General features: G+C 59.6%; 15 protein-coding genes. 7 read left to right on the plus strand and 8 right to left on the minus strand.

The genetic code is table 11. The features are described from left to right. Nucleotides 1-75: 75 nt before the first annotated feature. Together BZF59_RS01320 and BZF59_RS01325 are read right to left on the minus strand one after the other, a co-directional pair. Nucleotides 76-1452 (minus strand): IS1182 family transposase, encoded by a 1377-nt coding sequence (locus tag BZF59_RS01320; RefSeq protein ID WP_086606213.1) that lies wholly within the window; start codon nt 1450-1452, stop codon nt 76-78. Between the two features lie 236 nt (nt 1453-1688). After that, entirely contained in the window at nt 1689-2252 is a 564-nt protein-coding gene (locus BZF59_RS01325) for a recombinase family protein (protein ID WP_086606451.1), read from the minus strand. A 210-nt stretch (nt 2253-2462) separates the two neighbouring features. On the opposite strand from BZF59_RS01325, the gene BZF59_RS01330 reads away from it, so the two are divergent. Then, nucleotides 2463-3818, plus strand: coding sequence for a phospholipase D family protein (locus BZF59_RS01330; RefSeq protein ID WP_086606452.1), 1356 nt, complete (start codon nt 2463-2465; stop codon nt 3816-3818). Here the strand turns inward: BZF59_RS01330 and BZF59_RS01335 are convergent. The 5 genes from BZF59_RS01335 to BZF59_RS01350 all read right to left on the minus strand — a co-directional run bounded on the left by BZF59_RS01335 (nt 3801) and on the right by BZF59_RS01350 (nt 8383). Beyond that, nucleotides 3801-5294: a TRM11 family SAM-dependent methyltransferase gene (locus tag BZF59_RS01335; RefSeq protein WP_086606453.1), complete on the minus strand. Its 1494-nt coding sequence runs from the start codon at nt 5292-5294 to the stop codon at nt 3801-3803. The genes BZF59_RS01330 and BZF59_RS01335 overlap by 18 nt on opposite strands. Then, on the minus strand, nt 5291-6415 hold the full coding sequence (locus BZF59_RS01340) for a DNA methyltransferase (RefSeq protein ID WP_158094240.1): 1125 nt from the start codon (nt 6413-6415) through the stop codon (nt 5291-5293). Before BZF59_RS01340 ends, BZF59_RS01335 begins: the two co-directional genes overlap by 4 nt. A 150-nt stretch (nt 6416-6565) precedes the next feature. After that, nucleotides 6566-7099, minus strand: coding sequence for a hypothetical protein (locus BZF59_RS01345; protein WP_086606455.1), 534 nt, complete (start codon nt 7097-7099; stop codon nt 6566-6568). 93 nt (nt 7100-7192) lie between these two features. After that, nucleotides 7193-7393: a hypothetical protein gene (locus BZF59_RS15955; RefSeq protein ID WP_143738052.1), complete on the minus strand. Its 201-nt coding sequence runs from the start codon at nt 7391-7393 to the stop codon at nt 7193-7195. A gap of 312 nt (nt 7394-7705) precedes the next feature. After that, nucleotides 7706-8383: a hypothetical protein gene (locus BZF59_RS01350; RefSeq protein ID WP_158094241.1), complete on the minus strand. Its 678-nt coding sequence runs from the start codon at nt 8381-8383 to the stop codon at nt 7706-7708. A gap of 373 nt (nt 8384-8756) precedes the next feature. Between BZF59_RS01350 and BZF59_RS01355 the strand changes: the two genes are divergently transcribed. The 6 genes from BZF59_RS01355 to BZF59_RS01380 all read left to right on the plus strand — a co-directional run bounded on the left by BZF59_RS01355 (nt 8757) and on the right by BZF59_RS01380 (nt 14589). After that, nucleotides 8757-9953 (plus strand): tyrosine-type recombinase/integrase, encoded by a 1197-nt coding sequence (locus tag BZF59_RS01355; protein ID WP_086606724.1) that lies wholly within the window; start codon nt 8757-8759, stop codon nt 9951-9953. A gap of 57 nt (nt 9954-10010) precedes the next feature. Beyond that, on the plus strand, nt 10011-10241 hold the full coding sequence (locus BZF59_RS01360; protein ID WP_211277332.1) for a helix-turn-helix transcriptional regulator: 231 nt from the start codon (nt 10011-10013) through the stop codon (nt 10239-10241). 113 nt (nt 10242-10354) lie between these two features. After that, a complete protein-coding gene (locus BZF59_RS01365) occupies nt 10355-10570 on the plus strand; it encodes a helix-turn-helix domain-containing protein (RefSeq protein ID WP_086606457.1) in 216 nt (71 codons plus the stop codon). Nucleotides 10571-10687: 117 nt separating this feature from the next. Beyond that, nucleotides 10688-13105, plus strand: coding sequence for a bifunctional DNA primase/polymerase (locus tag BZF59_RS01370; protein WP_086606458.1), 2418 nt, complete (start codon nt 10688-10690; stop codon nt 13103-13105). 488 nt (nt 13106-13593) lie between these two features. Then, a complete protein-coding gene (locus tag BZF59_RS01375; protein ID WP_086606459.1) occupies nt 13594-13965 on the plus strand; it encodes a hypothetical protein in 372 nt (123 codons plus the stop codon). Nucleotides 13966-14130: 165 nt separating this feature from the next. Continuing rightward, nucleotides 14131-14589 (plus strand): hypothetical protein, encoded by a 459-nt coding sequence (locus BZF59_RS01380; protein ID WP_143738054.1) that lies wholly within the window; start codon nt 14131-14133, stop codon nt 14587-14589. A 21-nt stretch (nt 14590-14610) separates the two neighbouring features. On the opposite strand, the gene BZF59_RS01385 is transcribed toward BZF59_RS01380, so the two are convergent. Further along, nucleotides 14611-15138: a hypothetical protein gene (locus BZF59_RS01385; RefSeq protein ID WP_086606461.1), complete on the minus strand. Its 528-nt coding sequence runs from the start codon at nt 15136-15138 to the stop codon at nt 14611-14613. Between the last annotated feature and the right edge of the window lie 257 nt (nt 15139-15395).

A 15395-nucleotide genomic window follows, 5' to 3' on the forward strand; every position in this document is an offset into this window, starting at 1 on the left:
GATTGTGTTGAAAAACCCGGCGCTGAGATCGGCGCTGGCGCGAGCCTGAGCGGCGCTCTGAGGCTTCGCCCCCGCTTATGCGGGGGCTGTGGTGGCTGGCATGGGGATCAGCTTGGCCATTTTCCGGAGGTTTTGGGCGGTGGCTGCGAGGAGGAACTCGTCTCTTGCGCCGTTTGGACCTCGCAGGCGCAGGCGATCCATCCTGAGGATGCGCTTGAGGTGCGCGAACAGCATCTCGACCTTCTTGCGCTGGCGGCGCGAGACCAGATAGGCGTCGGTCGTGGCGATATCGCGGGCCAGATCACGGGCGCCCTCGTGGACTGAACGCAGGATCTTGCGCGCTGGTTGGGTCGGGCAACAGCGCGGCTTGAGAGCGCAGGCACTGCAGTCGAGCTTGCTGGCGCGGTAACGCAACATGCCGTTCTCATCGACGAACGGACGTTCCTCGCGATAGACCTTCTGCCTCTGGCGCAGCCGCTTGCCAGCAGGGCAGATATAGCTGTCATCCTCATGGTCGAAGGTGAAGGCCGAACGCTCGAAGGTATCATCGCGGCGGGCAGACTTGTCGAACACAGGGATGTGCGGCTCGATGCCGCGCTCCTCGACCAGCCAGGACAGGTTCCTTGCATCGCCATATCCGGTGTCGCCCACGAGCCGCTCGGGCCAGAGGCCGAAGCGCTCCTGCGTCCGGTCGATCATGCGGCGCTGGGCGGTCACCTCGGCCTGACGGATGGCGGTGGTCGCCTCGACATCGACGATCACTGCGTTCTGGAGATCAATGAGGTAGTTGGTGGCATAGGCGAAGAAGGCACGCTCGCGGCTTGCCGCTGTCCAGCGTGCGGCCGGATCGGCCACCGCCAACTGCTTGGGCGGCACCGGGGTTGCGCCCCCGAAGGCCGCATCGTCGAGCACAGCCAGATACTCGCGAACGGCATGGCTGGTGGCCGGGTCCGGCAAGCCATCGGCCTGATCGACGGCATGCTGGCGGTTCACATCGGCGCGCACGAGGCTGCCATCGACCGCGAACCCTTCACCGCCGACCAGTCCTTCGGCGATGCAGCGCGCCACGGTCGTCTCGAACAGCTGGCGCAGCAGATCACTGTCGCGGAAGCGACCGTGACGGTTCTTCGAGAAGGTCGAGTGGTCGGGCACATCGCCTTCCAGCCCCAGGCGGCAGAACCAGCGATAGGCGAGGTTGACATGCACCTCCTCGCACAGCCGCCGCTCGGACCGGATGCCCATGCAGTAGCCGATGATCAGCATCCGGATCATCAACTCGGGATCAACTGACGGTCGTCCGGTCGAGCTGTAGAAGGGACGCAGATGTTCGCGAATGCCCGACAGGTCGACGAACCGATCGATCGAGCGCAGCAAATGATCCTGCGGAACATGCCGCTCCAGGTTGAAGCTGTAGAACAGGGCCTCCTGCGCCACCGTCCGCTCACCCATCATCCGACCGTCTCCGCTTGTCTGCCAAGACATAGAATCAATACTTTAGCCCGATTGCAAGGAGGAGTTTTTCAACACAATCCACCCACTTGCGGTCATTGCACCACTTCCGCCCTCTCCCCGGAAACGGACACCCCATCCCCGGTGGATGGCTCGAATGCCAAAACACCGCCTGATTGGCTACATCAGGGTGAAACACTCCGGCAAGGGCTAGGACCTCTTCGATTTGTAGTGCTGCGCTATGCTACAAAGACCGCCTCGTCTTTCAGAGCCCTGTAGACGCTTGCTCGTGCGATCCCGAGCTTCTGGGCGATCTTGGTGGCACCAAGGCCCTGATCGCGCAGAGAACGCACCTGAGCGGGGTCTATGGTGCTTCTACGACCTTGATACACCCCGGCCGCCTTTGCACGCTCTATCCCCTCTCGTTGGCGCTCTTTGCGAATATCGGTCTCGAACTCCGCGACTGCACCGAGAATGCTAAGGATCAGCTTACCCATGCTGGTCGTGGTGTCCACCGCGCCCTGCTGCAAACACCGGAATCCGACACGCTTGTCAGACAGATGCGCGATGATGTCGTGAAGGTCGCGACCTGATCGCGCGAGGCGGTCCAATCTCGTTACTACAAGGGTGTCGCCCTCGCGGACCCAGTCGAGGCAATCTGCGAGAGCGAGACGATCATCGCGTGTCGTCCCGGTCACCTTCTCCGCGAAGATCTTCTCGCAGCCCGCTTCGGCCAATTGCTCCTCTTGGACTGCAAGGTTCTGGGAGCTGCTGCTGACGCGCGCATAACCGACGATGCTCATGATCTCACTTTCGCTGTCTCATTTAGGTTTAGAGTCAGCGCAGCTTACTGTTTCATTGAGAAAATCGAAGTCATATGAGACACTCTGTGGATGCTTTGAGACGCCTCGGGAGGGTATACTCTATGCAGACGCTCAAGCCTCGACTGTTGGTGCAGTCGCGCTGGAAATAGGACAAATGCCTGCTATCCTTCCCAGAAATAGGGGAAGACTATGCGTTACATCGATAGCGGCACGCGGAGTGAAGATCAGGCGGTTGCTCATTGGCTCCAACAGGAGCTCACCAACTCCATTACACAGCTGCGAGTTCAGTCTGGGTTCTTCAGCCGCGACGCCGTTCGCCCTTTCTTGCCGCGCCTCGCTGCCATGCAGGAAGGCGGGGCCCTTCTACGCTTTGTGATCGGCTCGAATGATGGTGGCACTGTAGCCTCTCACGTAAGAGAACTGGTCGAAGCCTTGGGTCTCCCACGCGAAAGATCATCGCTAGGGATCGTCTACCTTTCAGGAGCCTATTATCATCCGAAGACGATCCACCTTCGGCGGAACGATGGCTCACAACTCGCGTATGTCGGTTCTGCGAACTTCACCTTGCCCGGTATTGCGGCAAGGCACATTGAGGCTGGGCTTTTGCTTGATAGCGCCACCGGCGACTCCGACGAAATCCTCAATGAGATTGCGAAAGCGGTCGATGACTGGTTCGAACAAGATCGACCCGGATTCGAGCTTGTCTCGAATGCTGAGGATGTAAATCGCCTTCAGGACGACGGCATACTAAGCCTCGCCCGGCCTCCCAGCGCACCTCGACCAAAGGGAGCCGGAGGGCAACCACCCAATCGTCCGAAGCAGACCTATCTGGTTCAGTTGCAGCAGCCGCAGCAGAAAGAAGCCGTTAGCACTGGCGCTCCACCCGCGGAAGCACCGGATGATGATCTGGACTTGGCCATCGTGCAACACGCCCCTCCATATCCACCATACATGTATTTCTCGCCATCTGCTGAGGGCCCGACAGTTGGCGCGGAAGCGCTAACCGGGTTCACTTTGGGAGACGCGATGGGCCTCATTGTCAGATTGAGCCGAGACAACGACCGGCATTGGAGGGACGCACCCGGAACGGCGAACTTGAGTGTCCCAATTTCGGCAGTCTCAAGCATCAGGTTCGGCTTTTATGGCGACCGCAACAGACCTCGTGCCGAATTTCCGTTTCTTTTGCGCTACGTAGATGATGGGAAAGAGATCCGAGCAGATGAGACCCCCACTGGATTGATGTCATACGGCTACACTAAGGGAGATACGGGTCATGCCGACCTCAGGTTAGTCCTGCCAAAGGCGGCGATCACCCCGGTCAAAGCTGAGCTAGAGGGTTACGGAACTCGCATTCCTCAAGCAGGCGATCTCGCCATCCTAGAATGGCCGACTATCGAAGATGCGGCCTTCCGCATGACGTTCACCGACCCAAACTCCGCCTTAGGGACAGCGATCGCCGGGGTGTGGGAAGCAGACACGAAAGCCGAGAGGATGGCCAGTCGTGGAGCTTGCTGGCTACCCTCTGGATTATCCCCCAAGTGGTAAGCTGCGCCGCTCCAAGATAATGAGCGACTCCTCTTTCGTCGCATTTGCCGCGTGCAAGCCGTAGCGTTGATAGGGCTGGAGCGCGGTAACCTCTTCGACGTCCCAGCCACGATGTGCTGCCAAGGAAGCGAGATGCGCAGGGGTATCTATTTCGAAGCGCCTACCGCCAAGCTGAGTGTGATTGTGTCCGACTATGAGCGCGAAGCGGGCACCAGGCTTCATTGACCTTGCCACCCCTTCGAACGCTTGGGCCATCAGATTGAAATAGCGATACATAAGCATCGGCATTGCAGCACGCCGGAATCCATCTTCAGGCCCCAATGCGCTGTGGAGGGTCGCGCAGAATGTCGCTTCCTTGTCCGGTAGCGATGCCGAATTTGAGACGAGAGCCTCAAGCATTCGCCTCTTCTCCGCCGGCGCCATTTCGCGGCTGCCGATCAGATCACCATCTACCGACCTAATCTCAGATGGCGACAACAATCCCAGCCAAACCAACGACAACCTCTGAGTGTCGATATAGGGCAAAGCAGTTGCATACGGCGGACTCGTTATGGCGCCGTCAAACCTAACCTTGGGGACCGCGCTATCGATAAAGCGATTGTCGCAGACAAGTGCCCGCCCGATCGGATCGACTGACCCAAGGATGGCCAATGCGGCCTCTAGTCTGTCGATCGCGACTTCTGCGCTCCTCATAAATGCGTCTACGAAGTGCTCAGTCTGATTGGCGCTCACCCGACGACGTATCCGCAGGTCCGCTGGGTTCTGGAGGGAGAAATCGCGCAAAAGGTTGCTTGCGATCACCAAAAAGAATGGACGGAAATCTGCAATTTCAGCCTCGATGCACACTCGCAACGCTTCAATCTGCCTGAGCGGCTCATCCTCGAACCACGCCGAGAGGTAATCCAATCGCACTCCGGCATCTTCTTGTGCTTCAACCTTCCGAGCCTCTGCGCAAAGCCGCTGAAGGGTCCGACGGAGATCTGCCGGCGAAAGTTTGAGGGCCCCCAGCTTGGCATTAGATATGAACACAGCCAAGGGATTGAGATCTGTCCCGAGCGCCTCGATCCCGCGGTGAGCCGCCTCTACCAGAGTAGTCCCACTTCCACAGAAAGGGTCGAGCAGCCTATCGCCTTCTGAAAGTCCTAAGACGTTTATGAGAGCGCTGCATACTTGCGGATTGAACTTCCCGCGATATTCATGAAGACCATGCACGGAATAGCGTGTCGATTGCCGCCGGCTGTTACCCGAACCGGAGCTCTCCAGGCGACTTTGCAGGGTGGATGCACAGTCATTCCCCTTGCGAGCGCGGGAAAAATAGGTGAGTTTTTGTGTGAGGCTCAGGTCACCTGTAGGGACCAAGACGTCGCCTTCAGATGAAATTCTGGCCTCACAACCAAGCACAGCGGTAGCCTCCCGCAATGCCAGTTCCCGTTCATAAGGAAAATGCCGATACTCACTCCAGTCGAGGTGTATCATTGCGCGCCTCGCAGGATCAGGACTGTCTCTGTCTTGATGTTCGCATGGGAGAGATTGAAGGACTTCCTTGAGCTCTTTACAACTCGTTCGGTGCGAAAGAACGGCTCAAATCCCGCTTGTGCCGCAACATCTTCGATAATTTTTGCATTATCCACAATAAGTCCATGTATCTTTGATCTGCCTACTACAAAGCATGCCCATGCCTTAGGCGCCGCAACGAAATTCATTATCTCGAATACAGCACTCATCTGCTCAATGAATGTGTCAGCCGTGTGATGATTTTTCTTAAAGAAGTGAGCCCTTGCACCTATTTCCTTCTGCTTGACCGCAAGAGGATCGTGCCCAAGCCACCACATGCGGTATTTATGATAAAGCCAATACTCGTAGGCGTTGGGGTATGGCGGGGATGTAATGAAGATTCCTACTTTTTTCTCTAAGTCTTCACAATCAAATGACAGAATGTCACTTTCGATCACGCGGCTGTTCACAAGATCATAGTCTCGACGCTCCAACGCTTCGTAAAGTTTGTTGCACGCTCGTTCAAACAGTTTTGCGACGTCGGAGCCAGTTACTGGCTTATCAACAGCCGCATACCGAGTATCACTGTCCTGATTGGAAACGCGAACGATGATGCTTGATGCTGCAAGCTTGAGAAAATCCTGATCGGCCGCAGGCGCTTCGCTGATTGCCTGCATTAGATTTGCCAATTGGGCCTGCACCGAACCTTTGAACCAGTGGCCTAGGTTGGGAATAAGGGGAACAAGAGCTGCGGAATTTCCGAGCTTATCGAGAACCATGGCCGCGCTCTGAGCAGCCGACTTCGGCAGGGGTGCGGTTTTGACCCTTGCGATCAAGCATGCAACCGGATTCAGATCTACTCCGATCGTTTGCAAGCCTCTTCTCTGCCCCTCCGCCAAAGTGGTTCCGCTGCCACAGAAAGGGTCCATCAATAGCGTATTCGGGCGGCTTGGAAGTGCGTCCAAGATTGCAGCGGGAAGGTCTGATATGAACTTAGCCGGATATGGATGGACGCTCTCGACCTCGTGCTGGATTATGCGAGATTCAAAGCTCCAATCTGTGGTCTCAAGCTTCCGCAATATCTCCTGGTCGGTGACATCCACCTTCGGGGACTCAAGCGATGTGGCATGCAAGCTGGTTCTCACGAGGGTTCTCCGATGGCAATCGACCATGGGCGGCGGGCTGTGACAGTCAAGATCACTCTGGGTCGTGCCGGTAGCTTTTGCACCGCCGCAGCCCACCTCCCCTAATCTCTACCATACCCACCAGCCGTCGTGTTCCTCGTCGCACTCTGCGATGCCCGCCTGACCAGCCGCGAGCACCTTGTCGAGGTTCTTGCGCTCCGGCTCGACGATGGTGTCGGTGACGTCGCGGATGTCGAAGGTGTAGACCTGACCAGCGCGTGGCAGCTGTGTGTTGACCATTAGGGCCAAAGCGACACCTTTGTTTGGGGCTGCGGCGTAAATCGGTATTCCCCTACTGTCCTCAGACGCAAACAGCCGGAGCTTGTGGACCGGCGCGGTATGAGCAACCCATCCAATGTCGGTGAAACTCACTAGGCCCGCCGGGGCATTCTCAAGGATCTCGTCGAGCTCGGCGCCACCACCCCACTCTTCCGGCAACACTTCATCGACGCGCTGAAGTTTGTAGCGAGCCTCGGTCAGGCCGAGTGCTACGAAATGGTCCTCGATGAGAATCGATGCATGTTCCATATCCGAGGAGACGATGTGGCAGATGGATGTTCCAGAGTTTTGTAGTATCTGACATTCGAAAAGCTTGAAGCGCACTGCATTTTTCCTTGTGCAAGTTGACGTTGCACAAGGTCTACGAGCACCACAGACGTAAGTCGGGTGGGAAACACCACCTCGACCTTGGATTGTTTAGAAGGCGCTGTTCATGATGCGATCGCGGGCGATCGCTGCAGCGCATTCGGTGTCTTTTACTCCGAAGAAATTGTAACATTCGGCGTAGGGGTCATTGCTCTCAGGCTTCAGCACAATAATGCCGACGCCGCCCACCACTGCAATCGTGCTGCAAATCAGCAGTGTCATCGTCGATCTCGACATTTCCTTTTCAGCCACCTGTGAATCTCCATTCGTGCGTGCCATTGACCATAGGGAGATTGGCTGCCCGCGCAACGCCGGTCAGTCGCTATACCATTAGATTTTTTGAAGGATCATGTATTACGCGTTGCCGCGACTCCAATGGCAGATGTGATATTGATCGGGTCAACCACGACGCGCAGCTCCGGTGGCCCGAACGCCGCAGACTTCAGCCAATTCTGGCCAGCGCCGGTGAAGGGCAGAATTGCGCACAAGGAAGAAGTTCAGTGACGCCGAACGCAAGCGAGGCGAAAAAGATGCCGGATTCGGTCAACAACTTTGCAACAACTCTCAACCGAGGTCGGGCCTAGCGATGTCGTTCCAGAAATCACGGGCCGCCTGCGTCATCGCCCGCGACATCACCAGCCTCTTTTCATCTAGACGCGGATCGCGCCGCAGCGTGAATTTGAATAGGTAGTTGGGGTAGGCGACCTGCATGAGCTGAAACCATTTCGACCTAGCGGCTCGATCAGGCCGCCCTCTACCGCGCATGTCATGGCCGGCAGCCTTGCATAGCACATCCTCGATCATTTCGAGGCTCTCACCATCCCTTGCAGCCAATGCCCCATGGACGTGCAGGTGCGTTTGCGAGCCCGTCCAGTTGCTGTGGCCCTCGATGACAAAGAAGTATTCACGGCCTGCCCCTAGCGACCGGGTCACATGCTTGCGCACCCGCTCGGACAGCTTCCCCCTCACATCACCATTGGCAACCAGCTCAGCCTCAAGGTCGGGGTGTAGGTTGACGTTGAATGTGAGCAGCTCCCACTCGTCACTAACCACCGTCGCCATGGTTACCTTCATCCATTGGGACAGATCTTCCCATTGCGGCATGGGCCTCCCATTCACCTGTTTTCCCATGGGGAAGGGGCTGAGTTCCCATGATGCCGGTTTCGTTTCTTTCCCATAGAATACTGACAGGGCTTCGACAGGCTCCCCGAACATGGCATGACGGCGCTCTGCTTCAGCCACCAAGAGCCGTAGTTTTCCGAAGATTTTGCGATCTCGTGCCAGCCGCTTCGCCTCACGGCCACGGCGCCGTTTCTGTCCGATATTTCGAGGATTCGGGGATGGCATGGGGCTGAGAGACAATGGTGAGAGACAACTGGCCTCGCGCTTGCACTAAGCCCTTGAAAAATAGTGGATGGTGAGCCCGACAGGATTCGAACCTGTGACCCGCTGATTAAAAGTGCGGCATCAGTGGGTTAATCGGCGTCAATCATGGTCAATCAGGCGCTCCCAAGCATGTAAAACCACGACATTCCAGTCAATCAGCGTCAGCAGGCGGCAATCAAGGGTGATGGCCGTTCGGTGCCTGGCGCGGTACTTGAAGGAGAATGTCGGCATGGCCGTCACCAAGCTCACCGAAGCCCGCATCAGGGACTTGCCCCTGGGATCGGGCATCCACCGCGATACCGAGGTCAAGGGCCTCATGGTCATCTGCCACAAGACCACCCGATCCTACGCCGTCCAAGGCGACGTCAGGCGGAACGGTCGCCACATCCGCACCGTGCGGGTCAAGATCGACAGGGTGGACAGGATCGGCCTGCGCGACGCCCGCAACCGCGCCCGCGTGTTGATGAGCCAGATACAGTCTGGCGTTGACCCGACCGACGGGCCCGAGGAGACCGGCATCACTTTGGCCGCCGCGCTGGACGCCCACCTCGACGAGAAGCAGCACAGGCCCCGGACCGAGGAGGGCTACCGTTATCATCTCGATCACTACCTCAAGAACTGTCGGAACAAGGCCGTGGCTGACATCTCGCGCCAGATGGTGCGGGACCTGTTCGCCGACCTGAAGCGAAAGCATGGCGAGCCCACCGCAGCCTCGGTCATGCGGACGCTCAGGGCGGTCATCAACACCGCCATGCGGATTGACGAGAGCCTCGACGGTAATCCGGTCGCCGCGCTTCGGGTTCCGACAACGCGGCGAAGAAAGGTGGCGCCGCTCGACATGAAAGAGTGGTGGGGCAAGGTCATGCGCCTCAGCCCTGCCCGTCGCGACCTGCACGTCGCGATGCTACTGACGGGTGCCCGCCGGTCGTCGATATTGAACGTCAAGCGAGAGGACGTCGACTTTGCAGGCAAGGTCCTGACGCTGACCCACATGAAGACCTCGGACGATCCGTTGAAGCTGCCGATCGGGTGGCGGCTGGCCAAGGTGTTGGCGGTGCGGATGGAGCAGGACCGCCCGCTGAACAGCGAATGGCTGTGGCCCTCCGTTACCAGCCGCAGCGGCCACGTCGAGGAGCCCAAGGAGAAGGGCCTGCCTTCGCCCCACGAGTATCGCCACCACGCCCGCACCCTCTACATTCAGGCTGGTGTTGGTTATGCCGAAAGCGCACTGTTGCTCGGCCAGAAGCTGCCTGGCGCATCCGGCGGATACGTGCATGCAGACCACCTCGTCGAGCACCTCAGAACGCACGCGCAGGCGCTCGAAGACCTCGTCTTCGACGCTGCGCTACCGGACGTCACCGAGACGCGTGACGGCGAATTCGTGGACCCGCTGGGCTTCACTCTCGTCCTGCCCGCGTCGGAGTAATGGGTTAGGATAATCCGTCGATCGTCCACTCATGCCCCCAAGCAGCAGGAGGCGTGAGTGGACACGATCACAATCGAAGACATGCGGGCGATCCTGCGCGAGGAACTGGCCAGGGCGCAGAGCCCGTGGCTCGACAGTGACGGCGCCGCCGCATACCTCGGAACCACACCCGGAACGATGAAGACATGGCGGGCGTCGGGCAAGGGCCCCCGCTACCATGTCGTGCAGGACCGATTGGTCCGTTACCACAGGGATGAACTGGATCAGTTCGTCCGCAGCGGCGGCTGACCGCCACAACTTCCAGCAGCAGCAAACGTTGATACCGCGTGCACGCCGAAAGGCGCAGGGCACCTCCGTACCCGCCGCAAGATTGCCGGCGACTGAAACGGAGGAAGCAAGAAATGACGCTCATGCAAGCGCAGGAGGCCGCTCGGCAGGCGCGACTCGACTGCGGCATCATGACCCCCACCGAGGCCGCAGCATACATCGGTTCGACCGAGGGAACCCTGCGGTCCAACAGGTGCAGGGGCAAGGGCCCGCCATACCAGAAAGACGGCGGCCGGTACTTCTACAAGATCGAAGACCTCGACGCCTACCGCGCCGAGCGAGCGCGCTAGGCGCCCAAAAGGAAGGGGCGCCCTCGTTGACAAGACGAGAGCGCCCCGAGGCGGGAGCCGGAATGGGATTGGCCCGCTGCAGACAGACCCAACAACGCCCAACCAATAGGATCGAAAGTGTCTGACAAAATCTCCAATAGCCCCTCGCGAGGGGGCAACACGCCAACGTTTGAGTTCGAACCCGAACAGTTGGAACCGTACCGCGGCACCGGGTACGAGCTGATACGGCTGAATGCGCCAAACGCACTGGATGCGCGGGGCAGGTCGGTAGGCAAGGTGCCGGACAAGGGCTGGCGTAATGCCGTTCCTCTGGACGTCGATGAAGCACGCGACTGCCTGAGTGCGAACGTGAACGTGGGCGTTCGCCTGCGTGAGATCGACCTCGTCGTCGATGTGGACCCCCGCAACTTCATTGATGGTGACGACCCCGTCGCCCGGCTGCAAGCCGAACTCGGCATCAAGTTCGACCAGTGGCCGCGCGTGGACACCGGATCGCGTGGAATTCACTTCTACATGACCGTCCCCCCAGGCTTCCGCGCCGTCGACACTCTAGAGGCTTACCCCGGCATTGAGTTCAAGGCCTACGGTCGCCAGATGGTCGCGCCCGGCAGCAGCCACCCTGACACGGGCAAGCCGTACCGATGGGACACGCTAGCTGAACCGGTCGCCGACGCAGCGGCTGCGCCCGACGCGCTTCTCGACCTCATCCGCCGCCCCGACGTCAGCGAAGCGAGTGGCGCGGGCGAGTTCGACGCCGAGCAGGTCGAGCGGATGCTTTCCGGGCTCGACCCTACGGACTTCCGAGACCAGTCCAAATGGTTGGACATGATGATGGCCTGCCACCACGCGTCTGCGGGCGATGCGCGGCAGGAGTTCATCGACTGGTCTATCTCCGACCCGCAGTACGCCGACAACGCTACGATCATTGGGCGCCGGTGGGATAGCCTTCACGGCGATGACGCGGGCAAGCGGATTACCGTCAAGACGCTGTTCAAGGCGCTCATTGCAGCGGACAGGGGCGACCTCATCAACGCCGCCACCGTGGCAAACGACTTCGCTGATGAATTGGAAGACGCGGCCCCTAACGGCTCAATCGACCCGGCGAAGGCAAAGCTCCAGGCAAATGCGGCCAAGGCCCGCGCGGTTAAGCTTGAGAAAGGCAAGCTGCGGAAGTTGAAGCAGGCTGCTGACCAGCAAGAGTACGCAAGATGGCTGAACGCGACCTTTGTGCGCGACCGCTCGACGGGCCTCTGGGTCAACAAGGAAACCGGCGAGACGCTTGACGACAGGGGGCTGGAGATTGAGCACGGGCCCGGTTGGGCCAAGTCGAACGGCAAGGGGTCGCTCCTCGACGCCATCAAGAAGGGACGCGCGGGTATCGACATCCCCTCAGTGCGGATGTGCGGCGCGTTCCCCGGCAAGCCGCGCTTGGTTCCGATCGACATGGGAACCCACAGTGATCTCGCGCTCAACTCTTGGTACGACACCACGCTGGAGGCGGTCGAGGGGGACGCGTCCTGGTGGCTCGCAGAGATCGAGCGCCTGTTCCCCGGCGATCTGCTGCAGCAGGAGATCATCACAGACTACTGGGCGGCGCGATGCTTGGAGCCGGGGCGCAAGGTGCGTTGGGCACTCGTTCTCGAGAGCGCGCAGGGCGCCGGGAAGGGTATGATGAAACTCGGACTCAGCACCATGCTAGGCTGGCGCAACTGCGGCGACTTTGGGCCTACGCAGATGACCGACAAGTACGACTCGTGGCGGGTCTCCGCAGCGAACCTGTTCGGGGAGGAAATCGGCTTCCCGAACTGGAGCAAGGCACGGGAGGCCTACGAAGGGATGAAGGCCCCGCTCACCGAGGACTTCATCGCTGTGCGTCCGATGCACAGGGAGAGCCAGTTGCAGGTGCCTAACGGCACGAACTACATCATCAACCGCAACCCGGACCTCAAGTTCTACATATCGCCGGGCGAGGACGAGCGACGCTTCTGCTACCTGCGTCCCGCTCCCGAGCCGATGGACGAGCGGGCCCCATACTTCAGCAGGCTGAAGGCCAACTATCAGAACCGCAAGGCTATGGCCGCCGTGCGGTGGTGGCTCCTGAATGTGTGGGCACCCAAGCGGGTGCGGTGGGATGACATGGGCATCGAACGGCTCGGCGTCGGGCTGGTTCTCTACGACACGGACCCACCGATGACGCCGGCCAAGGCGTCGATACAGCGGGACAGCCTCCAAGCGGACGGTGACGCACCGGTCGACTTCCAGCAACTGGCCAGGCTGATGGGCGAGGTCGGCGCCCTGTTCACGGCCAACGATGTGCTTAAGCTCATCTTGGACGGCGCTCTCGACCGATATGACGCGACCGACACCCAGCTGCTGGACGCGATCCGCAAGTGGCTGAAGGTGTCCGGCTACCATAGCGGCCGCAACAAGAACGGCGAAGGAATGACGATCTATTACCGCGCCGACGACGCGGCCGCCGAAGCGCTCGGTCCAGCAGGCCGCGAGCGGGCATATACGGAGAGCAAGATGGTGTAAGACAGGGCCAGGGAGGCGCGGTCGCCCAGAGCCGCGTCTCTAAGCCTTCGGGCAAGACACGGCCACCAAGACATGGTTCGTCAGCTTATCCCGAGAATGACTATGTTTCTATGTCCTTCAATGTTGCTTGACGCTGGGTTTGATAGGCTGATGGCTTAGAGAGACATAGAAACTTAGAGATTTTTGCAATGAAAGGCTTAGCCGTGCCTTACCGGCAAGACAGGGGGATTGGACGTATGGAGGATCGGCATGACGGGCAAACCCATGGTCATCGGTGCGGCCGTCCATTCTCCGCCCGGACCCAAAAGGCGCGCGCGCGTGCATAATGCCCGCACATACGGGCCCGCGTGGGACACCCACTGATCGGCAATTCAAGGTTGCATCCGGCGAATATCCAGCATGGTGAATAGCTTGGACCACCTTGCATCGCACAAGCACCGCAGTAAGCACCGTTTGGGCGGGCCCAATGGCTCGAATGGGAGAAAGCCATGGGCAGCTGGACAGATAACACTCAATCGGTCGAACTGGATGGTTCGTCGTCGGTCAGGCACCGCGTAGTCTATTCCGTCCGCGATGTTCCCGAACAGAAAGTGCAGTTCGGTACGGTAAAGGTGGACTACGGCACCGTCGCTGTCTGGCGCCCCTTCGACCCCGACGACAAGGGAGTTGATGCGTCTTGGAGAAACGGCGTTTGGCGCAACGTTTATCGCATCAAGGTTCCCCAACATCCGATCCCTAACCGACTCAAATATGTCCAGTACGGCGTCGAGGAGGTCACCGTGGGGGAGGTATGTGCTAAATTACCTGTCGCTGAGCTTCAGGTAAGCTACCAGCTCCAAGAGCATCTTCGATCCATATAGGCCGACGCTGGCTTCGCTCGCCCACGCCCGCGTGGCATCTGCCCGCACATGGTAGGTTCACCGAGGAAGCGAGCAAGGCGTGAGAGGGCAGCCGCTGCGGTCGATCCGCTGGACGAGGCGGGGCCGCGCCAGCCGCTCAGGCCCATCCCCTGGAACAAGGTCGAGTTGACCGACGACGGCCGCCATGCGGTCGCTACCGCACTGACGCAGGGATACCCCCGCCACCAGATCGCGCAGGCACTGGGCACGACCGTCAAGACGCTCAAGCGGCTGATCGACGATAGCGAGGAACTGCGCGACGCCATCGAAGCCCGCAAGGACGCCGAGGAGGCGGAACTGCGCGACCTGCTGATGGGCATGGCCCGCGGCGGCGACACGGTCGCTGCTATCTTCCTGGGCAAGAGCCAGTACGGCTGGCGCGACCGCGACGACGGCAAGGGTCAGGCAGTGGAAGGTGGCGGGATACTGTTCGTGCCCACCCACGTCCCCATCGACGAGTGGAGCGCCGCGGCTGCGAGACAGCAGGAGCGGTTCAGGCAGGCACCCGTGATCAAACCCACCTTCGAGGCCCCGCATACTGGTTCACCGGGCATCGAGGGGTTGCGGCTGGTCAAGCCTCGGTAAAGGCCTGCCAGCCGCTGGAACTCAAGCTGCCCGGCGAACTTCGTCGAACAGGGTCTCAAGCTCGTCCTTCGTGAAGTCGGCGGCGCGGATCGCGGCGAGGACCACATCCATGGTCGCCGGACGATCATCCTGCTCATAGACGCGGACCTTTGCCGTGCGTTTGGGGGTCTTCCCAAATAGGGCGCAGACCTGCTTCACAGCCTCGACGGCGGGGTGATTGGACGAGATTCCGGCATCGCGACCAACGCCGTAATACGTGCCTCCGAACTTCTCGACACGGCGCTTGGTGTCAGTGCCCGTCAGGTGCGTCTGGCGGAGCTGGTCGTAGAGCGGGAAGGTGAGATTATTGTAACCCACGTACTTGCAGAAGGCGACGAGCCACTGATCCCCCTCTTTGAATGCCACCCATTCGACCGCGTGGGAACACCCGTTCCCGATCGCGTCGGACACAGTGCCGCCGGATGCGGCCAAGGCGGGAACGGTCTGTGCGAATGCAACCGTGTTGGTGCGAAGTTCGGTCTTGGTTTCGACGAGTTTGGGCTTGGGCATCTTGATTTTCCTGATGGACGGTACACCTATATGGAGCGTCGGGAGAAGTTTTGCAACATCCAAATGCGCTTGACGATTCTGGCACCTGATTGCTTGTCGGAGCGTCGACCTGCCCAAGCCCTTTAAACGGTTCGCGTTTGGTAGAGTGATTCGCCGTCAGAACCGCGCCAAACACCGAAAATGGGGCTCCAGTAGTGCCTGTGGATAAATATCGTTCGGGGGCCAGCAAGCTTCGGAAAAGAGGCGAAAACTTCTCA

The organism is Erythrobacter donghaensis, from assembly GCF_002155425.1.
GTDB lineage: Bacteria > Pseudomonadota > Alphaproteobacteria > Sphingomonadales > Sphingomonadaceae > Erythrobacter > Erythrobacter donghaensis.